The 25,458-nt window shown below is 48.1% G+C and carries 19 protein-coding genes; 10 read left to right on the top strand and 9 right to left on the bottom strand.

From position 1 onward, the window contains the following. Positions 1 to 10: 10 nt before the first annotated feature. The 6 genes from ACTJKB_RS25450 to ACTJKB_RS25425 all read left to right on the top strand — a co-directional run bounded on the left by ACTJKB_RS25450 (position 11) and on the right by ACTJKB_RS25425 (position 7,513). On the top strand, positions 11 to 697 hold the full coding sequence (locus ACTJKB_RS25450) for a response regulator transcription factor (RefSeq protein WP_440837132.1): 687 nt from the start codon (positions 11 to 13) through the stop codon (positions 695 to 697). Beyond that, complete coding sequence (locus tag ACTJKB_RS25445) at positions 684 to 1,673, top strand: sensor histidine kinase (protein WP_440837131.1); 990 nt, start codon at positions 684 to 686, stop codon at positions 1,671 to 1,673. Before ACTJKB_RS25450 ends, ACTJKB_RS25445 begins: the two co-directional genes overlap by 14 nt. An 82-nt stretch (positions 1,674 to 1,755) precedes the next feature. Continuing rightward, positions 1,756 to 2,442, top strand: a complete 687-nt coding sequence (locus ACTJKB_RS25440) for an ABC transporter ATP-binding protein (protein ID WP_440837130.1) — start codon at positions 1,756 to 1,758, stop codon at positions 2,440 to 2,442. Continuing rightward, positions 2,439 to 5,024 carry an ABC transporter permease gene (locus ACTJKB_RS25435; RefSeq protein ID WP_440837129.1) on the top strand — a complete coding sequence of 862 codons (2,586 nt, stop codon included), beginning with the start codon at positions 2,439 to 2,441 and terminating at the stop codon, positions 5,022 to 5,024. The genes ACTJKB_RS25440 and ACTJKB_RS25435 overlap by 4 nt, the downstream gene beginning before the upstream one ends. A gap of 303 nt (positions 5,025 to 5,327) precedes the next feature. Further along, the gene (locus ACTJKB_RS25430; RefSeq protein WP_440837128.1) at positions 5,328 to 6,626 is read left to right on the top strand and encodes an MFS transporter; all 1,299 of its coding nucleotides are present in this window, start codon (positions 5,328 to 5,330) and stop codon (positions 6,624 to 6,626) included. 98 nt (positions 6,627 to 6,724) lie between these two features. Beyond that, positions 6,725 to 7,513: a nucleotidyltransferase domain-containing protein gene (locus tag ACTJKB_RS25425; protein WP_440837127.1), complete on the top strand. Its 789-nt coding sequence runs from the start codon at positions 6,725 to 6,727 to the stop codon at positions 7,511 to 7,513. 67 nt (positions 7,514 to 7,580) lie between these two features. On the opposite strand, the gene ACTJKB_RS25420 is transcribed toward ACTJKB_RS25425, so the two are convergent. From ACTJKB_RS25420 to ACTJKB_RS25400, 5 genes are read right to left on the bottom strand one after another with little or no spacing between them, the layout of a single operon-like run. Continuing rightward, positions 7,581 to 8,594 (bottom strand): Gfo/Idh/MocA family protein, encoded by a 1,014-nt coding sequence (locus tag ACTJKB_RS25420; RefSeq protein WP_440837126.1) that lies wholly within the window; start codon positions 8,592 to 8,594, stop codon positions 7,581 to 7,583. Further along, positions 8,591 to 9,784 carry a radical SAM protein gene (locus ACTJKB_RS25415; RefSeq protein WP_440837125.1) on the bottom strand — a complete coding sequence of 398 codons (1,194 nt, stop codon included), beginning with the start codon at positions 9,782 to 9,784 and terminating at the stop codon, positions 8,591 to 8,593. The genes ACTJKB_RS25420 and ACTJKB_RS25415 overlap by 4 nt, the downstream gene beginning before the upstream one ends. Then, on the bottom strand, positions 9,784 to 10,905 hold the full coding sequence (locus ACTJKB_RS25410; protein WP_440837124.1) for a UDP-glucuronosyltransferase: 1,122 nt from the start codon (positions 10,903 to 10,905) through the stop codon (positions 9,784 to 9,786). Before ACTJKB_RS25410 ends, ACTJKB_RS25415 begins: the two co-directional genes overlap by 1 nt. Before the next feature lie 16 nt (positions 10,906 to 10,921). Continuing rightward, complete coding sequence (locus ACTJKB_RS25405; RefSeq protein WP_440837123.1) at positions 10,922 to 12,262, bottom strand: hypothetical protein; 1,341 nt, start codon at positions 12,260 to 12,262, stop codon at positions 10,922 to 10,924. Further along, a complete protein-coding gene (locus ACTJKB_RS25400) occupies positions 12,259 to 12,501 on the bottom strand; it encodes an acyl carrier protein (protein WP_440837122.1) in 243 nt (80 codons plus the stop codon). Before ACTJKB_RS25400 ends, ACTJKB_RS25405 begins: the two co-directional genes overlap by 4 nt. 156 nt (positions 12,502 to 12,657) lie before the next feature. On the opposite strand from ACTJKB_RS25400, the gene ACTJKB_RS25395 reads away from it, so the two are divergent. Both ACTJKB_RS25395 and ACTJKB_RS25390 read left to right on the top strand, forming a co-directional pair. Beyond that, positions 12,658 to 13,575, top strand: a complete 918-nt coding sequence (locus tag ACTJKB_RS25395; protein WP_440837121.1) for a helix-turn-helix domain-containing protein — start codon at positions 12,658 to 12,660, stop codon at positions 13,573 to 13,575. Further along, positions 13,553 to 14,539, top strand: a complete 987-nt coding sequence (locus ACTJKB_RS25390; RefSeq protein WP_440837120.1) for a hypothetical protein — start codon at positions 13,553 to 13,555, stop codon at positions 14,537 to 14,539. The genes ACTJKB_RS25395 and ACTJKB_RS25390 overlap by 23 nt, the downstream gene beginning before the upstream one ends. 126 nt (positions 14,540 to 14,665) lie before the next feature. Here ACTJKB_RS25390 and ACTJKB_RS25385 read toward each other — a convergent pair whose 3' ends face one another. Further along, on the bottom strand, positions 14,666 to 15,187 hold the full coding sequence (locus ACTJKB_RS25385) for a GNAT family N-acetyltransferase (RefSeq protein ID WP_440837119.1): 522 nt from the start codon (positions 15,185 to 15,187) through the stop codon (positions 14,666 to 14,668). Positions 15,188 to 15,544: 357 nt separating this feature from the next. Here ACTJKB_RS25385 and ACTJKB_RS25380 point away from each other — a divergent pair, with 357 nt between their 5' ends. Both ACTJKB_RS25380 and ACTJKB_RS25375 read left to right on the top strand, forming a co-directional pair. Beyond that, positions 15,545 to 17,422, top strand: coding sequence for a serine hydrolase domain-containing protein (locus tag ACTJKB_RS25380; RefSeq protein ID WP_440837118.1), 1,878 nt, complete (start codon positions 15,545 to 15,547; stop codon positions 17,420 to 17,422). A 287-nt stretch (positions 17,423 to 17,709) separates the two neighbouring features. Further along, entirely contained in the window at positions 17,710 to 18,687 is a 978-nt protein-coding gene (locus ACTJKB_RS25375; RefSeq protein WP_440837117.1) for a phosphotransferase enzyme family protein, read from the top strand. A 320-nt stretch (positions 18,688 to 19,007) separates the two neighbouring features. Here the strand turns inward: ACTJKB_RS25375 and ACTJKB_RS25370 are convergent, their stop codons facing one another. The 3 genes from ACTJKB_RS25370 to ACTJKB_RS25360 form a co-directional block, all read right to left on the bottom strand. Next, positions 19,008 to 23,042: an S-layer homology domain-containing protein gene (locus ACTJKB_RS25370; RefSeq protein WP_440837116.1), complete on the bottom strand. Its 4,035-nt coding sequence runs from the start codon at positions 23,040 to 23,042 to the stop codon at positions 19,008 to 19,010. 718 nt (positions 23,043 to 23,760) lie between these two features. Further along, the gene (locus tag ACTJKB_RS25365) at positions 23,761 to 24,624 is read right to left on the bottom strand and encodes a hypothetical protein (protein WP_440837115.1); all 864 of its coding nucleotides are present in this window, start codon (positions 24,622 to 24,624) and stop codon (positions 23,761 to 23,763) included. Continuing rightward, positions 24,621 to 25,208 (bottom strand): TetR/AcrR family transcriptional regulator, encoded by a 588-nt coding sequence (locus tag ACTJKB_RS25360; protein ID WP_440837114.1) that lies wholly within the window; start codon positions 25,206 to 25,208, stop codon positions 24,621 to 24,623. Before ACTJKB_RS25360 ends, ACTJKB_RS25365 begins: the two co-directional genes overlap by 4 nt. Positions 25,209 to 25,458: the final 250 nt, after the last annotated feature.

Here is a 25,458-nt window from a genome sequence, read left to right as displayed (position 1 = left end):
GTGAACATAAATGAAACGGATATTTTTGGTTGAGGACGATAAGGCAATCGCTAAAAACCTTATTCTTTTACTCCGCTCGGAGGGATTTACAGTCACTCACGCCCCAACGCGTGGTGACGCTCTTACAGCGCTTGCCGGGAATAAATTCGACTTGGCGTTGATTGATATTTCTTTGCCTGATGGAAATGGATTTTCGGTTTGCACGGAAATCAAAGAAACGCAGGATGTTCCCGTTATCTTTCTGACGGCTTCCGGTGATGAAGCAAGTGTTGTTACCGGACTGAACATGGGCGCGGATGACTATATCACCAAGCCTTTTCGTCCGCGTGAATTGATCGCGCGAATTGGAACCGCCTTGCGAAAAAGCGGGCGTTCCGGGTCGGATTTTGAAATTCGCGGTCTTCATGTCGATACGGCAAGCGGTGTTGTGAAAAAAAACGGCAACGAGGTTTTTCTTTCAGCATTAGAATACCGCTTGTTGTTGGTGTTTGTTAGCAACCCCAAAAGTATTATCACGAGGGGCAGGCTACTTGACGAATTGTGGGACGCTGCGGGCGAGTTTGTCAATGACAATACACTGACCGTGTACATCAAACGCTTGCGGGAGAAGACCGAGAACGACCCTGCAAACCCGCAAATCATTCTGACTGTTCGTGGGACAGGATATAGATTGGGGGACGGGAATGCTGCGGAATAGAGAGTTTCGGCAGTTTGCCATTTTGTTCTCCTTCATAGCAGCCGCCGCTGTGGCGCTGGGATTTGCCATCCATACAGCGGCTGGAATCCTTGCCATTGCTTCTTCCGCAGCCTTTGGCACAGCGTTTTTTGCGTTTACCAAAGCCCGTTATACAAGCATTGCGCAGATTTCAGATCAAATCGATCTTGTGCTTCATAACGCTGACCATCTGTATATTGGTGAATCGGACGAGGGCGAGCTTTCCATTCTACACAGCGAGATCACAAAAATGACGCTGCGTATTCGGGAGCAAAACGACGCACTAAAAAAAGAAAAAGAGCATCTTGCCGATTCATTGGCCGACATAGCCCACCAACTCCGCACCCCTCTCACATCGGTGAACCTTATTCTGTCATTGTTAGAGAATAACCCTGACGAAAATGACCGGAAAGCATTTGTGCGGGAAACAGAGGAATTGCTTGTACAGATGGATTGGCTGCTTACTTCCCTGTTGAAATTATCCCGCCTGGACGCGGGCATTGTGGTGTTCCAAAGCGAGCAGATCGATGTCGACAACTTGATACGCGCCGCGCTTCGCCCGTTCCTAATCCCAATGGAACTGCACGATATTGATCTGCAAATAGATGCACCGAAAGGGATGATGATTCAGGGGGATTCAGGTTGGCTTGCGGAAGCCATTCAGAACATCCTCAAGAATTGCATAGAAAGCGCAGGCGATAACGGGAGGATTGCGATTGCATGTAAGGACAACCCACTGTATACCGAGATTGCCATCCACGACAGCGGCGCGGGCTTTGAAAAAGAAGATTTACCCTATCTGTTCGACAGGTTTTATCGTGGGAAGAACCCCAACGCTACAGGCTACGGGATTGGACTGGCTCTCTGCAAGATGATTATAACCCGTCAAGGAGGGACGATTACCGCAAAAAACCACCCCCAGGGCGGCGCGAACTTTGCCATCCGTTTCCCAAAGTGACGAATCTCTCACCTGAAAGTCACAGAGATGTAAGTTGAAGGTGCTACTATTTGGGTAAACCATGAGATAGGGGACTTACATAATGGAATTTTTAAAAATCGAAAATTTATGCAAGGTCTACGGCAAGGGCGAAAACCAAGTTACTGCGCTTGACCATGTTTCGCTTACCATCGAAAAGGGGGAGTTTACCGCAATCATCGGCTCCTCCGGCTCCGGTAAATCCACATTGCTTCACATCATCGGCGGCGTGGATGTGCCAACAGGCGGAAAGGTGTATTTGGACGGGCAGGATGTATATGCCAAAAACAATGAAAAACTCGCCATCTTCCGCAGACGGCAGGTCGGACTGATTTACCAGTTTCACAACCTCATTCCCACCCTGAATGTGGTGGAGAACATCACCTTGCCTATCCTGATGGACAAGCGCAAGGTCAACGAGGAACGGCTGAATGACCTGCTCGAAATGCTTGGGCTGCAAGATCGCAAAACGCATTTACCCAATCAGCTTTCGGGGGGTCAGCAACAGCGTGTTTCCATAGGACGCGCTTTGATGAACGCCCCGGCGGTCATGCTTGCCGACGAACCCACGGGCAGTTTGGACAGCCGGAATGGACATGAAATCATCAAGCTGCTGAAAGAAAGCAATAAAAAATATGGGCAGACCCTGCTCCTCGTCACCCATGACGAAAATATCGCCCTGCAAGCGGACCGCATTATCGGCATATCAGACGGCAAAGTCGTGCGGGATGAGAGAATGGTGCGGCCATGAATATTTTTAACAAAGTCACCCTGCAAAGCTTGAAAAAAAGCCGTACCCGAACGATTGTCACGATTATCGGAGTTGTTCTGTCCGCTGCTATGATCACGGGCGTACTCACCTTTGGCATTTCCCTGCTGAACTATATGACAAACGGCGCGGCCCAGAAATACGGCGATTGGCACGTTGAGTTCTTGGACGCCCCTTCTTCTTTCGTACAGGAACGAACCCACGACAAGGGGGTCGCTAACACCGCTGCATTTGAAAATATCGGCTACGCAGCACTTAAGGACGGGCAAAGCCCCAACAAGCCGTATCTTTTTATAGCCGGATTTAGCAAGAAAACCTTTGATACCTTGCCCATCAACCTGATGTCCGGCAGGCTGCCTGAAAACAGCGGAGAGATTCTTGTTCCAATGAGCGTCGAAGTAAAGGGCGGCGTTAAATTTGCGGTGGGTGACAAGCTTTCACTTGGTGTTGGAAGCCGCATGAATGGCGACAAGAAACTCGGTCAACACACCCCTTACATTTCGGGGCAAGAAACTCTTGTGCCAAAAGCCAAGAGAACTTACACGGTTGTCGGTATCTACCAAAAAGCCTACTTTGAGGAATCTTCCGCGCCGGGCTATACCTTGATCACAAAAGCAGATGCTGGAGATAAAGCGGACAGTTTCAGCCTATTTGTCACGCTTAAAAACCCGCGTGGTGTTCACGCTTACTCAAGCAGCACAGCCGGAAGCCAAGCTTACGTCTTTAACGATAATGTGTTGCGCTTCATGGGTCTTTCGGACGATAATATTTTCAACACGCTTCTGTACGCGGTTGGCGGCATTGTGGTCGCCATCATCATGATCGGCTCGATTTTTCTGATTTATAACGCATTCACCATCTCGCTGAACGAACGCACACATCAGTTCGGGATTCTCTCGTCGGTGGGAGCCACAGCAAAGCAGCTGCGAAATTCGGTGCTGTTTGAGGGGCTTTGTATCGGTGCGGCCGGTATACCCATTGGCGTTATCGTTGGCATAGGCAGCATCGGGCTTGTGATTTCCGTTGTAGCCAAGAATTTTGAGGACGTTCTCTACAGCAACCTCCCTTTTACCTTAACGGTGTCCATCCCCGCCATTGTCGTTGCGGCGGCGGTCAGCATGGTTACGATTCTGATTTCGGCTTATATCCCGGCCAGGAAGGCCGCAAACACTCCCGTAATGGAGAGTATTCGCCAGTCAAACGAAGTCAAAGTTGAATCCAAGGCCGTGAAAACGTCAAAACTGGCGCAGCGTATTTACGGTTTGGAGGGAACTCTTGCGCTAAAGAATTTTAAAAGAAACAAGAAACGCTATCGCAGCATTGTGCTATCACTTATTCTAAGCGTAGTGCTGTTTATATCGGCCAGTGCTTTTGTAACGGATCTGAAGCAGGCGTCGGAGCGGGCAGTAGTGGCTACTGACATTGACATCAGTTTGGCCACGCAGGACATGGACGATAGAGAAATGTTGTCGCTTTACGACAAACTAAAAACCGCCGACGGGGTTTACGAAAGCTCTTATCAAGCGCTCATGAAGTATTCAGGCGTTGCCAAAGCAAGCGATCTTTCAGACGCTTACTGGGAGGACGCGGGTTCACATTCGCCGGATGAAACGGTTAATCTGCCAATGGAAGTTCAGTTTCTTGATGACAGCGCCTATCTGAACATTATCAAAAGCTTGGGCTTGCCCGCAGAGGAATATACCGGGCAAAGTGCGAAAATGATCGCCGTTGCAAAAATGACAAACCACATGAAAGCCAATCGGGAGCATGAGCTTGACGAGTTTATAGATATGTTCAAGAGTTCTTCCATGAATTTTACCATCGCTCCCGAAACCAATGGCAAGCCGAAGATGGAACAGGGGCGAAACGTAAGTATTAAGTTTGTCAATACCGTGCCGCCTGATGGCCCTCCGATCCCAGGAAACTCCGGGTCGAAGAATCCGTTCATTTTTAAGGTGATGGCCCCCTATTCGCTCAAAGAGAAGTTTGAAACCTCCGATACCCAACTGGCTATTAAGGGCTTGACCTTTCGGTCAAAGCACCCCACACAGTCGATGGCTGAAATGAAAACGATGATTCAGGATGTGGGGATTACATCCAGTTACACCCTGATCAATTTCTCTGAAATGCTTGATCAGAACCGCAATATGATATTCATTGCCAACGTGTTCGCTTATACTTTTATCATTATGATTTCGCTGATTGCGGTTGCCAATGTGTTCAACACGATTTCCACGAATATCAAGCTGCGCCGGCGGGAGCTTGCCATGCTCCGCTCTGTGGGGATGTCTGAACGCGGTTTCCAAAAGATGATGAATTTCGAGTGTGCCTTTTATGGCATGAGGGCGCTAATCTTCGGGCTTCCCATAGGCGCAATCTCTTCTTGGCTGATTTACAAAGGGATGGGCGGCGGGGAGGACAATATCGATTTTGTATTCCCGTGGGGCAGTATCGGAATCAGCGTGTTCAGCGTGTTCTTTGTGGTGTTCATTACAATGCTATATGCCATTAGCAAGATCAAAAGAGAAAATATTATTGACGCGCTTCGGGACGACATGAATTAATTCGATATTGACTTGACAGAAAATCAAAAAAATTAACTAAAGCCCAAAGGATTAATCCTAAGGGCTTTTCCCGTGTAAAAGTTGGGCTCCAGGTTAGTCCCTTATGGTAAAATAAAGAAGAATTTACTTTCGGGTGAATTTAACTACCAGCGATAAAGAAGGAGAATAAAATGAAAATATGCAGTGGCACTGCTCCGTGCAAGGTCTGAACCGGACGAAATTGCACGGAGCGAACTACAGTTCGTCCGTTCGACTTTGCACTTTCATTGAATCGCTAAGAATCTTTGAAAGAGGAGCAGAGTCATGATAAAAAAATTCAAAACGAACATCAGAGAGCTTCGTACTTTCCTGATTTTATGGATTACACAGTCATTTTCGGCACTAGGTAGTGCAATGACCGCCTTTGCATTGGTGATCTGGTCTTATCAGCAACAAGGGTCGGCTCTTACTACCTCGCTTTTGACCATCTGTTCCTATGCACCCTATGTCCTACTGAGTATCTTCGCAGGTGCACTGAGCGACCGATGGAACAAGAAGGCCACCATGCTGCTCAGTGACAGCTTTGCGGCACTTTGTACCGTTTCGGTCCTTATTCTGCTGACAACGGGCAAACTCCAGATTTGGCATCTGTATTTGATCAATACCTTGAACGGACTGATGAACACTGTACAGCAGCCAGCGTCGGATGTAGCCATCAGCCTGCTGGCTCCGCAAAGGCACTATCAGAGAGTTAGCGGGATGCGTTCCTTGTCCAATTCGTTGGTCACCATACTGACGCCTGTACTCGCCACTTCAATGCTTTCCTTTACAAGTATTCGGTTTGTTATCCTATTTGATTTAATTACATTTGCCACAGCGTTTATCGCGTTGCTATGCTTTGTCAATATCCCGCAAGTTCCAAAACGGGACAGCGCTGGGAACGAGACGATATTGCAGTCTGCTAAAAGCGGCTTGCGGTATCTCCGGGACAACCGGGGAATTCTGGATCTAATCCTATTTTTGGCTGTGATCAATTTTACCGCCTCCATCTTCAATGCTGCCCTGCCCGCAATGATGCTCTCACGTGTTGGCGGCGGAGAGTTAGCGCTAGGTATGGTCAATACCGTTTCAGGGATAGCAATGATGATGGGAAGCATTTCGGTAGCTATCCTGCCGCCGCCTAAAAGCCGGGTTCGGGTCATTTTGAATTGCTTGCTTTTTTCCATGAGCTCCGAGAATTTCATCCTTGCTTTCGGCAGGAGTACGCCTGTGTGGTGTTTGGGCGCCATCCTCGGATGGGTATTCATTCCTGTTATGAACGCTAATATGGATGTACTTTTCCGCTCGAAAATCCCTATTGAGATGCAGGGGCGTGTCTATTCGGCAAGGAATACCTTACAGTTTTTCACCATTCCTTTGGGATATCTATGCGGTGGTGTTTTGGTTGACAGGGTGTTTGAACCGTTTATGGCAGTGCAACCAATGGATAGTCTGTGGGTCGCACTGGTCGGAGCAGGAAAAGGTTCCGGAGCAGCTTTGCTATTTCTTGTAATCGGAATTTTCGGTGCATGTTCTTGTCTGCCGTTCCGGGCGGACAAACATATCTGGAGATTGGAAGAATAGTCGTCCCGGGTAAATAAATGTCTGAATTGACCATAGCTGGCAAGCTGTCCAATGGGTACGCTTAATGTGCATGAGCACGTTAAGGGAGGATGAAAGAGATGTATGAGCACCATAGACAGACGCTGGAGAAGCTGGTGGGGAAGCTTGAGAAGAACCCTTCCTGCCTGGCAGTAATCACCAGTGGTTCGGTAGCCCAAGGAACCGCCAAGGAGACCTCGGATGTGGATGTTCACCTCGTATTATCCGATGAAGCCTACGCAGCATATGACCAGGATCATATGCTGTCCTACGTGGACCGGGAAGTCAGTACCTATGAAGGCGGATACGCCGATATCAAAGTGATTAACCTCCGGTTTTTGGAGCTTGCCGCGGGGCAGGGCAACGAGCCGACGAGGTATGCTTTTACCGGCTCTGAGGTTGTGTTCTCCAGAATTCCGGAGCTGGATGAACTGGTAGCCCGAATCCCTATCTATCCTGAAGAGAACCGGGACTGCAATCTAAGGGACTTTTGCGCCCAGATCTTTCTGTACGCTTTTTATTTCGCCAAAGAGGCCGCCCGGAAGAATGACGCCTATCTGCTCGCTCACAGCGCCAGTAATCTGGTCTTCTTCAGCGGGAGAATGATTCTGGCATATAACCGGCTGCTCTTTCCAAGCCACAAGGGGCTGCTGGATGCCGTAGCTGCTGCAGAAGCTAAGCCGAAGGACTTCCGTAAGCTGGCAACAGAGCTGCTGCAATCGCCCAGTGCGGATAAGAGTATGCGCTTTGCTGCGAGGATGCTGGCTTTCTATAATCACGGGCTTTCCTTCGAGCAGGCGCTAGGGATCTATGTGCTGAACAACGAGCGCTTCTGGACAGAGCAGCCTCCTTCCTTGCAGGACCGTTAAGACAAAAGCAGCGCCCCTCCGGTGACGGGGGGGCGCTGTTGTGCGTTTGGGCTATGGATACGCAGCTTCATGGATAGACCCGGCACTGCTGGGCCTCGGCCATGATCAGGGATTGAAGGTGTACGCGTTCCCACGTAGCTTCCAGCGCTTCTACCCTTTGCCCGCTCATTATCTCTGCGAAAGCCTCCAGCTGGTTGACATAATAGTTCATCGGCTCAAATTCGCACAGGGTGCTGCGGTTGTCCGGAAGATCATGTCGTATTTTGATTTTGTAGAATCCTTTGACCGGCCGGAAGAAATCCGGGACCGTCAGCACCGTATGCTCGAAATACAAGGTATGCGAAGCCCGGAAAGGAAGCTCAAAGGAAGTGAGACACTCCGCTTCCAGACCGTTCTCATATTGCAGCGACGCCCGAAAGGTCCAATCACAGCCATCCGGCCCGTCAAAAGCCGACTGCGCCCTAATCTCTCGGGGCTGATGACCGACCAGGGTCTGCAGGAACTGCAGCCAATAGCAGCCCAGATCGGCAAAAGCGCCTCCGCCCTTCGCCTTGGCACTGCGGTAATTCCCGGCGTATCTGTCTTTGGCGGGCACCGAAATTCTTGTGCTGATCCTGTGGAGCGGACCGAATTGCCCGGAGTCAACAATGGATTTCAAGGCCTGCTGCCAGGGGTGGAAGGCGATCATCAGCCCTTCGGCGAGCTTCGGAGCACCGGATTGTTCTTTTACCAGCCGTAACCGCTCAGCTTCTTCGGGATGTAGGCACATCGGCTTTTCTACCAATACATGCTTACCCGCCTTCAGAGCCCGGACGGCCCATTCTGTATGAAGCTCATTGCTGAGTGAAATATATACTCCATCCAGATCGCCAAGCTCCAGCAGCTCCTCCAGACTGCCCGCCACATAAGGAATCCGGTACGCTTCCGCCATTGTCACCGCTTTATCCAGGGTCCGGTTGGCGATTGCGGTTATCCTTACCTGCTCCACAACCCGCGCAGGCTCCAGTATGGCCGGTACAGCAATCCTCGCCGAACCCAAGATTCCGAGCTTATAGACAAGCTGTTCACCCACGTTCTTCATACATGCGTCAGCGCAGCATAGGTATTCAGGTACAGCACATTGCATTTGGAGCAGGCCGGCGACAATCCTTCATCCAGAATCCGCCGCAGCCTGTCGTAGCGGGTTGAATTCCATATGTCGGTCAGCGAATGCTCCTTCACATTGCCAATAGCCAGCTCGCCAAAAAACTTGCAGGCACTCACCATACCGCTGGGAGCAATATCCACCCGGGTACTGAGCGCCAGACATTTCGACGTACTGCGGGATTTCATCGGCTTGCCGGCCACAAAATCTTCGATTTCATCAAAGTCGAGCCCCGGCTGGTAACGGATTCGGGTATTATGCCAAGTGTTGCTGTTGATCCGTTGCAGGTCTTCGGTTAGCTTAGTGACATTCTCGGGCTTGATATGGTATTTGAAGGCATGCCAGCTGCTCCGGTGATCCGGCGGAAGCTCCGCCAGCCACTGGAAGTGTTCATCGTAGAAGCGGTCCATTTCCAGACTGGTTTCCGCAGAGATATACCACGGGAAGCAGAGCAGGACCAGATCGACACCCTTTTGCTCAAAAAACTCCACCAGCTCGTACAATCGGCCGATCATATTGTCATTAATCACATTGTGCACAGAGATCCGGCCGCGGAAGCGGCCTTGCTTGCGCAGTTCAAGCAGCCGTTCGACGCTCTCGACCACTTTATGAAAGGAACCTTTGCCGCGCAGCAAATCATGTTCCTCCTCGAACCCTTCTATCGGAATCAGCAGTTCCAGGTTGTCAGAGATCGCACACAGCTCCTCTTCGTACTTAGGAATCAGATAGGCATTGGTGCAGATCGTTGTATCCCGGGGATGCTCCTTCAGCAGCTCCAGAATCTGCCGGGTATTCCGGTGAAAAAGCGGCTCGCCCCCCCATAAATACAAACGGGACTGTGCTTCATCCGTCTCCTCCAGAAGCCGCTGGATCATCTCCAGATCCATATCCAGATTCTGCTCGGCAATGTCCATATCATGATGATATCCGGATTCATTCCACTGGTAGCAATGCTTGCAGCGGAGATTGCACCGGTTGGTCAGCTTCAGGGATATAATCTCCGGCATAACGGTTCTGAACCCGGGATCATGCTTGCGCTCCCGGTGCGGAATTACGACATTCTTGATCGTGCGTTTCAGCGCCTCAAAGGACTTGGCATCCAGGTTCACTCTACTGGTAGGCTGCATTAGCTTCTCCCTTCCGCTGCGGATCGTTGTTCCGCATAGCTTGCCGCATAATCCGGATAACGGCCCCTGGCTGACTGGAGGTTATCCGACAGCTTACGCAATTCCCCACGGTCAAAGCCCGTTTCCGCCCACTCCCCGTAACGGATGCCGTAACCAAGCTCTACCCACAGATCGCTGTTAACCTTCTCATGCGGACCGAAAGGGTCCAGCAGCACCAACGGAGTGCCCGAAGCCAGTGAATCAATCAAGGCGCCGCCTCCCGGCTTGCTGATGACTGCGGATGCCTGCCGGATAACACCATACATCCCGTCCTGGTAGTGACGGCAAGGCGGAAAGCGGTCTGCCTGGCTCCCGGTTACCTCTGCAAAAGGTGGGAAGGTATATTGCCTGCTGCTGTTGCGCTTCCAGGTCCGCCATTCGGGGTCGTTCATATAATACCGTCTTCCCTGGATGGCCGCTCCAATCTCCTGCGAACTGTAAGCGGCAATATCCAGTTCATATCCTGCCGTCTCCAGGGCATCGAACTTCTCGCGGAAGGTTCCAATTCCCCAGCCGCCGCCATGAACAACCAATCTCCCATTCCTTGCCGATGCGGGCAGCACTTCCTTGGGTCCGGCAGCTATGCTGTATAGAATCTCCCTTTTCACAGGATCATACATACTTACTTCACGGTAACCTTTTGAGTAACCGGGGTTCAGCCTGCGGAGATTCTTCCATGACGGCGAAAGCTCGGCATCAATATAGAGCAAGTCAGTATCTACAGGATAGCCGGCCATCTCCCGGTACCTGTCCATCACATGCACCCAGTGCCCGGATAATACAATGAAGCGTTGCCTTGCTTCTTGCTTCCATTGCTGCAATAAATGTTCAACGGCTGCAGCATCAAGACTGCTCCGGATATCCGACGGTATTTTCTGTGAAGTCAAGGCTACGGCAAAATTCTGCTGGTACGCCTTGCGGCTGTTGTCCGTCTGCTTTTTTTTGCTGTCGGGCATGAGTGCTTCAAAGACTTCAATCTCCGCCTGGATTCCAAGTGCATGGAGTTCCCGTTCAATCAACAGACCGGGGACGTAGAAGCCCAGACCGAAACCAGAACATAGAATAGTCACGGTATTATTCATTGGAGGGTTCCTCTCTTTATCGCAATATAGTGTAGCCCGTGCGCAGAAGCGATTCGTCCAGCTTGCGGGTGAGTCTGTTCTTGCTGTCTTCATTCCGGTAAGCGAGTGCTGCATACAGCTTGCCTTTGGCGGAACCGGCAGATCGGGAAGGGTCAGGAGGCCGGAGTGTACCTGAAGTCAGGGGAATCACTCCTTCCCCCGCTCCCAGTGAAAATAATATGCCTTCTTGCGCAAGCCGCCCCAGCAGATCTTCATAATGAACCTCCCCCAGGGTTGCCAGCGGTACCTGTAATAGACAGGTATTCATTCCCTCCTGCTTGAAATGGCGGTCTACATTATGCTTGATCAGACTCATCGACTTCCGCGCATTGATCTCCACCAGAGGGGTGAGGCTTCCGTCGCGCAGCAGCATGGAATCCACGCATACATCACCGTAATAACCGTCTGAATATAGCTCCCGCCCAATACTGTGCATGGTCTCCCAATACCCTTCCCGGTCCAGCCTTTCAAGTAGAGACGGCTCCGGGGAATGGGACTCTCCAAAGGCAAAGCCATGGTTGACCAGCTGCTGAACGGACAATATTGAGATACGGCCTTCCGGATCAATATGAAATTGACAAGAGAAGTCGGTCTCCCGGTCCAGCAGGGGTTCGAGCACAAACTTTATTCTTTTGTCCTGGTTGCGGCTGGACTCCAGGTACCCGGCAATTCTGCGCAGCATCCGCCCGGAGTCCACGAGCTGATTGCCTTTGCCCGAGACACCATACTCATCCTTGATCAGAAAAGCCCCCTTCTCCAGCAGAGCTTCTCCTGATTGCAGCAGCTCCTCCATACTATGAACGACAAGAGCGATATTCGGCAGCAGCAGCCTGTCCCGTATAGCTGCAGAGTAGGTTTTGGTGTTCACTCGGCGTACAGTCTGTTCATCCGGGAGCACGGGCAGAAGCTTATATCGCCTAACCGCCTCATGCGTCCCCGGAAGCACGGCAAAAGGTTCAAGCAACGATCCCTCCGGTATTAACCTGCCCGCTTCCTGCCCGGGATTCAGCCTGCCCAGCAATTCAAATACATTCAGTGCATTCTGTGCTGTGCCAGGCTCCTCCACTCCTAGGGTTAACGGATTCATATTGGTCCTGAATGAATAATTGAGAGACTGCAGATAGTCATATTGAGCCTTGTCCATCCCATGGCGGGTTAATAGAATGTCTCCACTTCCGCAGAAGACAAACAGCATTTCATCCATGGCCTGCACGATAGCCATAGCCTTCGCATCAGGAACGGATGGCAAAGCAGCCAAGTCTTCCTCCCGCCAGTAGCGTTCCGACTCCAGGCTGCCGCAGTGCACAGTATTCTTCATCGTACCGCAAGCCCCGCGACATAATCGGTGAAACGGTCAACAGATTTCAAATGTTCAAGATCAAAGGTATCGAAATCTACTTCGACATCGAATTCGTCTTCGATTCTCAGAATAAAGTTGATGATTTGCAGCGAATCTAGTGCGGCGTCCATTGTCAGATCGGAAGCTCCATTCAGTGTCTGAAGCAGGCCCGGTTCCTCCTTGATTTCAGCGATAATCTCAATGACCTTCTGCTGCATGTGAATACCCCTTTCAGTATGCATAATAGGAATGAATAGGATGAATATACCAAAATTGAATTTGTTAATATATGGTTGAATGCGCCAAAATATTCAGATATACTAGGGTGGATTCCAGAAGTCCATCATCAGGAAGCAGAAAACGGAGGTTTGATTATGGAAATTTTTCCGGTATTTACTGGGGAATATTTATTTAACTCCTGTTCGCCGGTACAAATGCTCCTGACTCAGGAAACGGTCACTTCCGTCCGTCATCAGCACGATTTTTTGGAGCTCGCTTATGTAGTTCAAGGGGAAGGCATCCATCTGGCGGGTGAGGATAAAATGCAGGTTATGCAAGGGGATTTGTTAGTTATACCTCCCGGGGTTTCCCATGTCTTTCAACCGCAGGATCTGACTGGCGCTGAGCCGCTCCTCATCTTCAATTGCATGCTCAGGCCTAAGCTTGGCAGGATTCTCAGCAAGCTGCCGGGACCCTTCTCTGAAGAGGAGATGTTGCCGCTCCTGAAGCTTCTGGAGGTGAAGCAATGGTTCGGATACAGGGACAACTGCATGGAGCTGGCCTTATTGCTCCGGCGTATACATGAGAGGCAGAGCTATGGCTCACTCGGGGATCAGCAGCTGTACCCGTTGCTGTTCGAACTGGCGAACCTCATTATGCCTGCAGCCGCCGTTCCTTTCGCTCAGCAGTCAGAGATGGATTATGATCCGCTGCATGACGTCATCTTGTATATGATCAGTCATTTCAGGGAGAAAATCACGCTGAAGGAGATCAGCAGGCAGATTGCAGTAAGCTCCCGCCAGTTTCAGAGATTATTCAAGAGTAAGACCGGCAAATCCTACATCCAGATGCTTCAGGAAATCCGCATGAAATACAGCTGCATCCTGCTCATGTTCACGGAGCTTGGAGTACAGTCTATTGCCCTGGAGGTCGGAATTTACGACATGAAATATTTCTACCGGCTTTTCCGTGAGTATAGCGGTATGACTCCGGCTTCTTATCGAAACCGGTTGCATAGTCACTTTTTGTCGGCGAAGGAGATGATGAGCAGTGTTGAACATTGCTCCGATTAAGAGTACCCCCTACCCTACTCTGCGCAGTTGTATTGATGACTGCATCCAGTCTGTTGCGCAATGGCAGGGCAAGGACAGCAAGTGCATGTATGGAAATGCCTGGAAGATGTCCTTTGAAGCACAGCAGTCCCCGGATCAGCCCTTGATTGAACGGTTAGTGCTGCCACGGATCAGTACAGAATCCCTGTCTGCGTACCATGGCCTTAGGTTCAGTTATATAGAACGGAAGGGGCCGGCTATGGATAAGGACTTTCTGTTTGGCATCCTGGAGAGCCAGCTGTCTTCAGGAATGCCGGTTCTGGTCGGATTCGATTCTTATGACTGCCACTGGTGTGTGGCCTTCCGCAGGTTGCATACCAGCCATGCCTGTCTCGCCGTTGGACTGGACCGTTCGAGCAACATCATTTATCTGACGGATGCCTACTATGGCAAAGGGCTTGAAGCTGTGGATTTTGATCTCCTTGAGCAAGCCTGCCATTTCTATGCCTTATTTGATCTTTGTGATGCTTCGCGTTCATACACCGATTGGCAGACTACGCTTCAAGGAATGCTGACGAATCCAACCCATCAGATTCAGCCGGACCAGGTTGCCGCACAGCTAACCGCCTATGCCGACGCCTATCTGGAGACAGGGATCACCGCCGATGGGACTGCAGAAGCCAGCTCTGCCTTCAAGCTGTACGCGAACGCCCTGCCCATCAGCCGGATCCGGTTCAGCCTGTTCCTGCAGTTGCTTAACCGCGAGGCCAATGTGCCCGCACTCTCCCGGGCCATCGAGGGCTACCGGCATGCAGGGGAGCAGTGGGATCTGATTAATCAATTTATAATCAAGGTGATGTGTTCCGGCAATAAGCCGGCTGCACGGGTGAAGATTCATAAGAAGATGTGTGAGATCATCAGCCTGGAAGAGCAGCTTCTGGATGAATTGGTACAGTTAACAATGATCGTCAACAACCAATATTAGTTCTCCTTTATTCTGTACAAGCATAAAAAAAGAAGACGGACAGGAATTAGGAGTCTCCTGCGTCTTCTTTTCATTTGGACGAAGTAAAAAGCTTCTAGATTAAGGACGTGAAGTGTCTCGAAATGATTAGGTTTCTATCCAAAATCTTTTTACGACATTGCCATCTTCCTCTGTAAAGCTTGTGTCCGGTAATCCGCCGTTGTTTAGAATCGTTTTCTCGGAAGCTATATTGCCTTCATCACATACAACAAGGACTTTCTTGATACCAAGTCCTTTGGTTTTCTCCAATGCCATAGCAAGTAATTTTGTAGCATAACCTTTTTGTCTCTCGGTAGGACGAATTCCGTATCCAATATGACCGCCACAATTAAATAATTTTTCAGTTAAGTCATGTCTGATATTTACTGCCCCAATGACCCTCTTGTCATCGGATACTAACCAGTATGTAGAACTTGGAACCCAATTTTCAGGAATATGCTCTCGATTTTCATTTTCAAGCAGAAATTGAATCATACCCTCAAAGTCAGACGGGTCTCTGCTTACAACCCATGGTACTATAGATTCTCCACTAGACTTCCATTCCTCGTAGAAAGCAAGGTATTCGTCTTGATATTCAATACTCGGCTTTGCTAAAAATACGGTTCTCAATAACAGTCCCCCTAATATTTCAGTTAAAAACAAAAGCCGCCTAAACGAAGGTGACTCAATGCAAGCAAGTTCTGTAATGAAAGTATGCTGTAGTTGGTGGGGATGAATGTCATGTGGATAGTCGTTCCAAAGCCTATCCTAGCAGAAAAATTTCTGTACCGCTATGCCCGCTTAGTGCCTGCGCACCACTGCAGCTACTACCAGCACTGCTCTATGCCGCGGTGTTAAAGCATCCCCGCAGGCTGACCAGACACTGACATTTCCGATGAGATGGATGCGAAAAAAGGATTTGATGAAACTTTACAGAAATGTTTGGAATTACCTTAATCCATTGAATCATTGAAAGGGAGTTAGCCGATGAGCGAACATAATAGAAGGAGAAGAGTTAAGCAGTTATCCGTCAGCTTACTTGTTGTCATTATGCTGCTGCTGGCAGTTCCAGCGTATGCTGCTGCGGAAGAACAGGATCTGCTTCCTTCCGGCACACCGTTGTCTTCGCTTGAGGGGTTTATCGATAACTATGAGTCTATCTATCAGCGGACGGCTGCAGCTGTTTCTGTGGCGGTGGTTAAGGATGGCAAGACCATCTTAGATAAAGCATATGGATTTGCAGACATAGAGCGTCAGGTTGCTGCAGATACAGACACTGTGTTTGAGTGGGGCTCATGCACGAAGCTGCTGGTATGGACCAGTGTGATGCAGCTGGTTGAACAAGGGAAACTAAATCTGGAAACGGATATCCGCGAATATCTTCCCGATGGCTTTCTCAAAAAGCTGAAGTATGAGGCGCCCATTTCTCTGCTGAACCTTATGAATCACAATGCGGGCTGGGAGGATCGGGGCACGGATTTGTACTATTTTGCAGAGGACGATGTTCCTGAGCTCGGAGAGGCGCTGCGCGGCTTTGAACCCCGGCAGGTCAATCAACCAGGCAAGGTTGTAGCTTATTCCAATTATGGGGCGGCTTTGGCTGCCTACATTGTGGAACTGCAGAGCGGCCAGCCCTTTTATACATATGTGCAAGAGCATATTTTTAAGGTACTTGGTATGGAACATACCTCCATCCACCCGTCACAGCAGGACAATCCGGCAGTTGCAGCTGGGAGAAGCAAGATTCAAGGATATACAACGAAGCTGGAGTTGATCAAGAAGAATAGAGCATATATCGGTATTTATCCGGCAGGAGGTACCATAGGAACAGCAAAGGACGCAGCGAAATTCGTGGCTGCTCTAATGCCTGCAACAGGCCACAACAGTCCGCTATTCCACAGCAATGTAACTTTAAAGAAATTTCTGTCTCCCAGCCTGAATTACGAGGGAACAGACCTTCCACGAATTGCCCATGGTTTTTTTGAAATGAATTATGCTGTTCCTGCGCTGGAACATGGCGGGAATACGCTTAGCTTTAGTAGCAAGTTCGTGCTAGACCCGGAATCCGGCTTCGGCATGGTCGTGATGACCAACCAGCAGAATGAATGGAACTTTACCACCGGTCTTGTAGACAAGGTTTTTGGTGCCTACCTACCCGCATTTTACAGCGGAGAACTTCCGGATAGTTCACAGGTGGCCGGTGAATATATAACTGCACGAAGAGTGGTCCATGGCTACATGAAAATCCTGACCTTCCTCGATACTGAGAAGATTACCGCCAATAACAGTTCATATTTAAACATTAATGGCCAGTCCTTGAGTCAGATATCGCCTAATACTTATGTTCCGGTCTATCAATCGGGAATTATATTATTTGTGCGGGATGATCAAGGAGCCGTAATAAAGATGTCACGTCCGTTTAGCGATTCTTTTCCGATCACAGGGATATCCGCACAAAGTACGCGAATATCCCTGATCGCTCTCGGCCTGGGTATAGCTATCATAATCCTTTCACTTCTTAGCGGCCTGTTCGGATGGATCGTTCGCAGATTCAAGAAAGAGGCGAAACCGCCATCCCCCATTAACAAATACCATCTTTGGATGAATGTTGCGGGAATTGCCTTTTTAGTGAACACCGTAATCCTGGGCTATAGAAGCATAACCTACACGACCTATTCAGCCATCCGCATTCACCTTATATTGAACATCGCTTATGTCGTGCTGGCAGCGGGATATATCGTACTGCTCGGGCTTAAGCTGCGGAGGCAAAAGAACGGCAAACTAAGAACAATCTTGTATGTGCTGTCCGGTGTTTCGGCAATGCTGTTCAGCGCCCTTATCATCGGCTGGGATTTATACTTTTAGATAGAAGAAGGCAAGAAAGCCTCGCAGAACGCAAAGAAACCTCTAGGAAGAAGTTGAACGCTTCATTGACCTCGACACTAGCGATGAGCAGCCTGCTACAAAACGGTGACTCCTCCCGATTCCACATACATGGGATGAGTGCTGACGGTAGAATAAACTATGATGTAGCTGTTTTCACCTTTTAACAAAAAAAGGTCAACTACAAATATAATCAACCATTACATTTTTCCCCAAAAATAGATGTGCTATTGTGACTATATACAATGATAACGAGGAGAGATCTGCGATTGGATAAAAACTTAAGTATAGCAAAGGAAGCATTAAGTAACTACTCCATAACATGTAAATCGATTGATTTCATTGCACAAAGCGGAAATACGATCTACAAAATTACTGACCTGGATAACAAAAGTTATAGCCTCCGATTGCATATATCCAAGGGTGACGCTCTTGAAAGTTTTTGGAGTAAGCCGGAAGTGATCCATTCCGAAATGGTCTGGCTTCACGCCTTAGCATTAGATACAGATTTAACCCTGCCTTCACCTTACAAGAATACCTGTGGAGAATTCATTACGAACGTAAACAATACAAGCTGCACTTTGCTACAATGGGTGGATGGTGAGCAGAAACCTATTATCCTTACAATAGATGACGCTAAATATATAGGTGAAATGACCGGTAAATTACATAGGCAAGCCTCTAACTGGCAAATCCCAAGTTTATTTGAACGTCCTGTCTTTGATAGTTCCCGTATATTACAATCACTGGGCAAGCTTAGGGAGCGGGCTAATGCAGGTCTGCTTCATACAAGTGATACCGAACTTCTTCAGATTGCAGGTGAGCAGGTAATTACAATGATGAACTCTATTGAGAGAACGTCCGGTAATTGGGGAATGATTCATGCCGATTTGATTCCAAGTAATATTGTGTTTCATGAAAAAGAGGCACGGCCCATCGATTTTGGCGCTTGCGGGTTTGGTTACTATTTGGTTGATCTGGGCTGGACGTTCTCATATATACACCCTTCATTCAGAGAACAGTTACTGAAATCATATTCTAAGTATCATTCATTACCGGATAACTATATTGAGCTATTGGAAGGTTTTTTCGTTGCAGCACAGCTTGAAACCATGAATTTCTGGCTGGGTCTGCCCGACTCGCAGGAGTGGTTACCAAACCATATCAGTAAATTAGCCAGTAGAGAAATTAATGCCTATGTAAACAATGAATCGTTTCTCTTCACAGGTGTCCCGTATTGGGAATAACAATCTATACCGTCATAAGTAAGAGAAGAAAGGTGTATCCTCATATAACAAGTCGAAAAGGAGCCGGTTTGGCTCCTTTATGACGTCATTTTTTTGTGTCATCCACGCCACCGACTCCACATGTGTAGAATAGGCAGAGTCAACACATACATTAACAATGAACGGGTATGCCTAAACCCAAAAGCTTAGCCTATTACTGAATAAAGCAGTCCGCCCCAATAAAGTAAGTGGCTGGAGGTTTCCGCCTCCCGACGGACGCACATAGCAGAAACCGCGCCAGCAATAGCTGTCACGGCTTCCATCATCCTTATGCGAAATTCTTACTTATTATACAGTCTGTAGAGGAACACCGCAGCTTCGGCTTTGGTTGTGTTTCCAGTCGGATTGACTTTGTTGCCGCTGCCTTCGATCAACCCTTCCTTAACCATCGCAGCTACGCTGTTCACCGCATAGGAAGCAACTTCGGACTTGTCGGAGAATCTCTCCAGATCCGCAGCACTACCCTGGTTATTCAATTTCTTCTCAAGTTTCAAGGCTCTTTCGGTCAACACCATCATGTCCTGTCTTGTGATCTTAGAGACGCTGCCGAATCTGTCGTTGTCTAAGCCATTCGTAATACCAAGAGCTTTGGCAATTGCAATTTCATTATAGTAATAAGTACTCTTCTGTACATCGCTGAAATTTCCATTTACTCTTGCAGTCAAGTCAAGTGCTCTGACAAGGGAGTAAAGGAAATCTGCCCTTGTGATATCGGTTGACGGATTGAACACATGACCCTCTGTTTTGAGAATATCCTTTGACGCAAGTACTTCGACCGCGTTCTTGGCCCATACTGCCGTTCCGAGATCTGTAAATGTCTTGGATACGTAAGCTACTGCGTAGTTGCTGAAATGAGTTGCTGTGAAGGTTACCCTACCGGTCTTGGGAGCATATCGTCCGCTCGGTACTGTTACAACCTCCCCGCTTCCGTCAATATACCAGACAACAATCATTTCGGGATTCTTCAATTCATCCGCAGACGGCTTGTAAGGCACGGATACGGTTACAGGTGCATTGGGATTGCTCCAAGCCGTTTCTTTTCCGTCCACCTTAAGATTAAGCTGTACGATCGGCCTATCGCCGAGAGCCGCACTCACTTCCGCCGGGAGCTTGGATTTGTCGCCTTTTCCAATCTCCAGCACTACTTCCTTGCTGCTGCTTTCAGTTGTGCCTGTCAACATGTTACCCGATATTACTACCTCACCCAATTCAGTGGAAATTGTGAGTTTGTCATCCTGTGTTCCGCTTGTCAGTGCTGCAGTTGGCAAGCCTACCGAGTATGAATTCACTCCTTGCGACACAGGTAGGTCTAGGGTGACATTCTTCTCCATAAATTCCTTTGCTTTTGCCAGATCCAGTGTCGGAACAAATGCGGTTCCATTCTTCACAGTCGTCTGCATGGTTACTTTTTGACCCTGAACAACGGGTGCTGCAGTTGCAGGCGTTGAAGATGCTACAGATGCAGACGTTGAAGGCGCTGCAGGTGCAGGTGTTGCAGGTGCAGGTGTTGCAGGTGCAGGCGTTGAAGATGGTGTTCCGGGACCGGGAGTGGACGAGGCCTCTGTCCTGCTATTTGTTACTTTTATGGTGTACGTCTTTACCGTAGCGTCTGCCGCTGTTACCTCTACCTTTATATCCGTAGCTGTACCAGGTGTCAGCGTTATGGCTCCAGAAGCTGTACCGCTGGCAACAACCGTGCCGTTCACTTTAATGGATGACCTGCTGTCTACCGCTGTCGCTGTCACGGTAATGCTGCTAGCATCCTGAAGGGAAACATCGTATTCGGTGGTTGCTGCATTGAAAGTCGGCTGGAGCGATCCCGCACTCAGTGTCAAGCCGCTGAGGTCCGCATTCACACTACCGGGTGTATAGACTCCAAGATCACCAAGGTCAATTGCATTGTTCTGGATTTTCTCGTATTCGCCTGCAAAGAAACCATCCAGATACGAATGTCCAAGAATGAATCTGTCCGGATTCATGGCGCCATAGTAACCGGCATTAGCATTGCTCTGACCGTCAAACAGGACATAGCTTCCCTGCCATCCTGAACCTGATACACCCCAGGTGATGATGTGATCGATATACGGGGCGAACTTGGTAAACATTTTGTAGAGCAGCGCGTACTCATAACCAAGGGCATCCGACTGTCTGATATTGAGCACTGCGGGAGCGGTCGCGCCTCCTCCAGGGGCATCGGTCGGCACCTTAAGGTCAAGCTCTGAATAGGTAATACCAGATAGTAGGCCCCGGTCAACGAGAGAGGCATAGAGGGCCATCGCATATTGGTTATCGCTTGCAAGTGTCTTACCAACTGCGTCGTGTCCCTGGATACCGATGTCTTCGATAAGGGGTCTACCGTCATACAGCGGATCGGAGCGCCAGGCGGTATTTAATTCGAGAACCATGTTGTATATTGTTCTCGCTTTGCTGGGGGTCGCAATTCCGTAATCGTTGTAGGTTAGCTTCGGAGGATTGTCAACGATGTAAGCGTCAATGCTGCCGTCGTTGTCGTGTCCGTCGAGCTTCATGTACTCCGGAAGGTTAGCGTAATTGGCCTTGTAAGCTGCCGCCATCTTGGCGTTAGGGGCAGCGATATGTGCGTTTTTGAAGAGCAGGTAAACGTAATGCTCGGTGATGTCGCCGCCAATTTGATCATCCGACATTGCAGCAAGCCAGTTGGTGTGTTTCAGGCTCGTTCTCCAGCTGTTCGCATTCGTGGGGATGAGTTCGCTGTGGCGGCTTTCGTGAACCTCTTCGTTGAGTACATCCCATGAATTGAAGGGGATTACTCCACGGGATACACTTGAGCCGTACTTCGTATCTGTGGTCAGGAAGTGCCGCATCACATACATGGTGTGGTTAAACTGCACTCTTCTCGCCATTTCTTTGTCTACCTTAACCGTAGTTGTAACGCCGTTGCCAAGTCCGTAGAAATTGGCCGAGCCATTATACCCGGAGGATAGGTTCGCGGGAATAATCTGTGTCATCCATCCAGGGGCCTGGTTGTACCATGCCAAAACATGGCCGTGAGACTTGTACTGTCCGGGAGTTCCGGAATCCCTGATCGCCTGATAAGAGTTGGTCGGGAAACTGTATTCAGCTAAGCCAGGGGTAGTAGTTGCGCCATTCAGGGCCGCTCCTGTAACGCTTTTCAGCCATTCGGGGCCACGGGGATGCGTTCCATCAGCCTTTAGATTGTTGCCGTCGACAAAGATTTCATAGTGATTGGCTCTGGTACCGGTTACTGCTCCGGTTCCGATCGCGCCGACCATGAACAGGCCATTCTCCTTATTGTAAACACTCTTTAGAGGCGCTACGTCACTCTGGTTTTCCTTGTTGACTACGTCGGGAAGCGCAATGCCGTTAGGATCAGGTGCGGTAATTTGGATGTTGGCGACAAGCAGCATACCAGTTTCTGCAGAACGGGCATTCTCGCCATGGAGCTCAAGAATAAAGTTCGAGGAAGCGCCCGTTGAGGCGGTAATGCTGTGATGAGCCTTCAACCAGGATTCACCGTTGTAGCTGCCCACCCAGTCGGGATTCAGGTTGCTGTATTGGTAGTCCCTGAGGTAGCTATCGAGGTTAGTGCCCGTATTTCTGATTCTCCACCTCATGTATTTGCCCTGCGCGCTCTTGGGATAGTAGACATCGAATTCAATCGTTGAACCCTCTGTAACATTTACAGCTGGGGACAACGGGGATTCCAGACTTATGCCGCCGAACGTGCTTTTTCCGTTATGGGCGTAATTAATCTGGAGCACTTCAGCTTTGCCTTGGGAATCTGCAAAAGGATACGGAATCATTTTGAATGTGCCACCGGCAAAGTCGGCGGGGACACGATTGTCAAGCGGAGTTCTTGCAGTCCAGTTATTAGTGGGCGCAGTAACTTTTACAGGAACTTTACCAGGACCCGGATCAAGACGGAAATAAGGATCGGAACCGTCTGATTTGATATTTTTAGTGAAATTCATTATTGCTTCTTTAAGACTTGCAATAGCTTCGTCGGTGGGAGTGTTCACATTACGCGCGAACTCAAGCGCATCATTAAGAGCTTGGAGTTCATCTACATGCACCCATGGAAAAGCCTGGTTCACATCGGAACCATAGACGGCTCCATAGACAGACTGACTGACTTGGAGCGGGAATTCCTGATTGCCGGTTTTTAAAGCTTCGGCTTGAGCAATGAGGTCGTTCAGTTCAACTGTCAGTTCGTCTCCGGCCGCAGCAGCTGGGACGGGAGCATACGTGAATACGGAGAACAACATGATAACGATGAGGAGGCGGGAGATGTTGATTACACATTTTCTACTGTTCATCTTAGTTTGACTCCTTTTCTTAAGGAAACCTCTAAAGTCTCGTTTTAGAGTCACCCCAATTAATATGTTGTTTCGGGTGAAGATATCGTATTTTCTAATATTTACTCCTTTGGTTACGTCATGTCTGGCTTGACGATCAATACAAACACCTCCCTCTGAACATAAATGGCAGACATAGTTTGAAAACGCATTCACAAAAGCGGATGGGTAGAAGGCCCTCGATTATCTACAGCCCTGACATTTGAATGCAGCCCTGCTTCTGCAGACCACACTGATCCTCCAAAACGTCTTGCGCAGTAACAAAACGCTGCCCTTCCCTTCCAGATGTTAATTGTATGCGCTTTCCACAGCAGCGCTTAAATGCCAATTACTTGCTGTAACAGCTTTCATAATAACAACAGGAAGGAAAAGTCTAAATATGGGTAATGCACGAATGATTTTAATATAATACGAAAATAGATAAACTTCTCATCTGATCCTATGTAAACAGGGAGTCGCGTTGACGCCACAAAATGTTCATTATAGTACAAAATAAGCCAAGAAAAAAAGAGGGGCTACGCCCCCCTTTCCGCTCTTTTGACCTTTTTGGGGTTTTCAAAACAAGAAGGGTCTGTCTCTACTCGTAGAAAAGCTACTTTTGGAACAGCCCCATCAAAAATTCCTATAAATGAATTTATTACTCTCTCATTACCTTGATTTTCACTCAATCCAATTAATCTCATTTCCAGAATCTGTTCAGCAGAGAAAAATACTCATCTTGACAGTTTACCATCGTTACATGACCACCAGACTTAAAATGATATTCTTGCGCACCTGGGCATAATTTTAACATTTGTGCCCGTTGCATAGGGTTGGCGATTTTATCAGTAGGGCTGTCCACGATTAAAACCTCTTGTGGCTTATTTACATACGGCTCAGAGGTAAATGTATAATTGAAAAGAAAATCCTCCATACAACTTGCCATCATAAGAAAATCCTGCTTACTATATCTTTTCATGTCTTCTTTACAGAGCCCTATCAACCGATCTGTATCTTTCTGACCTGATTGTAAAGAAAACTTTGGAAAAACCATCCTTCCTAGGGCAGTAGTCAGTATAGATACCGGAAGCACCTTGAGCATCCTGCGCATAAGTTTGTAGGCTTTTACTTCTGATGCATTGGTAGTATAAGCATCGTTTTTGCCCATAGAGGTAAGGCTATGGGAAAATATAATTTTATCCGCTACATTCGGGTAACGGCTTATCAGGTTTTGCAGATGCACACCACCGTTGGAATGCCCGATTACGTTACAGATTCTAACATCCTCAGAATCTAACAATGTCTTTAATCCTTCTGCGGTTTCACAAAAAGATTGTATAGGCGGCACGGATAATGCAATCGTTGTATATGTATCACTGAATTCCTCCGCCAAAGGTAAGCCTAGCAGATGACCAGTGGTGTTTGACAGTATAGCCAAAATAAATCTGTTTCCATTACCACTAACAGTATAACGCCAATGTGTATTATTCCAGTTCATGAGCTTTTCCGTCACCGTAATGTTGCCAAACGCATGTGTCGCCACTACCGTGGTATTTATGCTCATTGTACTTCCTCGCTTTCTGAATACAGGCATCGCATTAATATTTCAGTTTTCTTGAACTCATAATCAATAATATCCTCTGTTATTTGTCCTGTCAGCGCAAGAACATTCAATCCGTGCAACATGACATATATATGATTGCACAACTGTTCCGTGGTCTGAGGATTTTCAAATACTTTTGAAAGAATAAGGGTCATTTTGCCTATCGTTTCAGTATAAGCAGCTTGCATTTTGCCTTTTCTAATTTCTGCCGGAAAACTAAAGTAGTATTGATAGGAAATCGAGTTAAGTGTATTTTCAACATTTAATAAATCTTTCTTTTCCGCTTTAAAATACTTTCTAAAAACATTAATTAAACTTTCTATATCATTGACTGCCTCAAAAATACTCCATACATTATCGGTTTCATTAGCTGCTAAATCCAAAAATATTTCTTCTACGGAACGATAATGATAATAAAGGCCGCCAACAGAAAGATTGATGCGCTGTCCAATATCAGACATTGTAACGGCAGAGTATCCCTTTTCTATGATAAGCTCTTTCGACGCTTTCTGGATTTCCAATTTTCGCTTACTTCCTTTTTTCATAGTGCATCACCCCCTATAAAACCGACATAATCCTCGGTTTTATAGTAGCAAATATTTCAGCTCCTATCAAGAAAATTATTAAATTGACTTCTCAAACCTAATCACTGAGCCATATAATTAGCTAGTTGCTTAAGCAAAACAAAGACGCTTCAGGAGTAATCCCCGAGCGCCTTCTTGCTTTCTTTTATGTCGAATTATATTTATTTACTGGTGATTATTTAGGTTTCTCACATCAATTTCACATCAATAC

This window comes from Paenibacillus sp. 22594 (assembly GCF_052044425.1).
Classification (GTDB): domain Bacteria; phylum Bacillota; class Bacilli; order Paenibacillales; family Paenibacillaceae; genus Paenibacillus_AQ.
Note: the sequence above shows the minus strand (reverse complement) of the source record. Positions and strands in the feature narration are given on the sequence as shown.

Excerpts from the sequence above, each read along its gene's own strand:
- ACTJKB_RS25395 (WP_440837121.1), top strand. The coding sequence starts at position 12,658 with ATGGAAATTTTTCCGGTATTTACTGGGGAATATTTATTTAACTCCTGT.
- ACTJKB_RS25360 (WP_440837114.1), bottom strand. The coding sequence starts at position 25,208 with ATGAAAAAAGGAAGTAAGCGAAAATTGGAAATCCAGAAAGCGTCGAAA.
- ACTJKB_RS25370 (WP_440837116.1), bottom strand. The coding sequence starts at position 23,042 with ATGAACAGTAGAAAATGTGTAATCAACATCTCCCGCCTCCTCATCGTT.
- ACTJKB_RS25415 (WP_440837125.1), bottom strand. The coding sequence starts at position 9,784 with ATGCAGCCTACCAGTAGAGTGAACCTGGATGCCAAGTCCTTTGAGGCG.
- ACTJKB_RS25440 (WP_440837130.1), top strand. The coding sequence starts at position 1,756 with ATGGAATTTTTAAAAATCGAAAATTTATGCAAGGTCTACGGCAAGGGC.
- ACTJKB_RS25400 (WP_440837122.1), bottom strand. The coding sequence starts at position 12,501 with ATGCAGCAGAAGGTCATTGAGATTATCGCTGAAATCAAGGAGGAACCG.
- ACTJKB_RS25410 (WP_440837124.1), bottom strand. The coding sequence starts at position 10,905 with ATGAATAATACCGTGACTATTCTATGTTCTGGTTTCGGTCTGGGCTTC.
- ACTJKB_RS25425 (WP_440837127.1), top strand. The coding sequence starts at position 6,725 with ATGTATGAGCACCATAGACAGACGCTGGAGAAGCTGGTGGGGAAGCTT.
- ACTJKB_RS25430 (WP_440837128.1), top strand. The coding sequence starts at position 5,328 with ATGATAAAAAAATTCAAAACGAACATCAGAGAGCTTCGTACTTTCCTG.
- ACTJKB_RS25450 (WP_440837132.1), top strand. The coding sequence starts at position 11 with ATGAAACGGATATTTTTGGTTGAGGACGATAAGGCAATCGCTAAAAAC.
- ACTJKB_RS25365 (WP_440837115.1), bottom strand. The coding sequence starts at position 24,624 with ATGAGCATAAATACCACGGTAGTGGCGACACATGCGTTTGGCAACATT.
- ACTJKB_RS25420 (WP_440837126.1), bottom strand. The coding sequence starts at position 8,594 with ATGAAGAACGTGGGTGAACAGCTTGTCTATAAGCTCGGAATCTTGGGT.
- ACTJKB_RS25405 (WP_440837123.1), bottom strand. The coding sequence starts at position 12,262 with ATGAAGAATACTGTGCACTGCGGCAGCCTGGAGTCGGAACGCTACTGG.
- ACTJKB_RS25435 (WP_440837129.1), top strand. The coding sequence starts at position 2,439 with ATGAATATTTTTAACAAAGTCACCCTGCAAAGCTTGAAAAAAAGCCGT.
- ACTJKB_RS25380 (WP_440837118.1), top strand. The coding sequence starts at position 15,545 with ATGAGCGAACATAATAGAAGGAGAAGAGTTAAGCAGTTATCCGTCAGC.
- ACTJKB_RS25445 (WP_440837131.1), top strand. The coding sequence starts at position 684 with ATGCTGCGGAATAGAGAGTTTCGGCAGTTTGCCATTTTGTTCTCCTTC.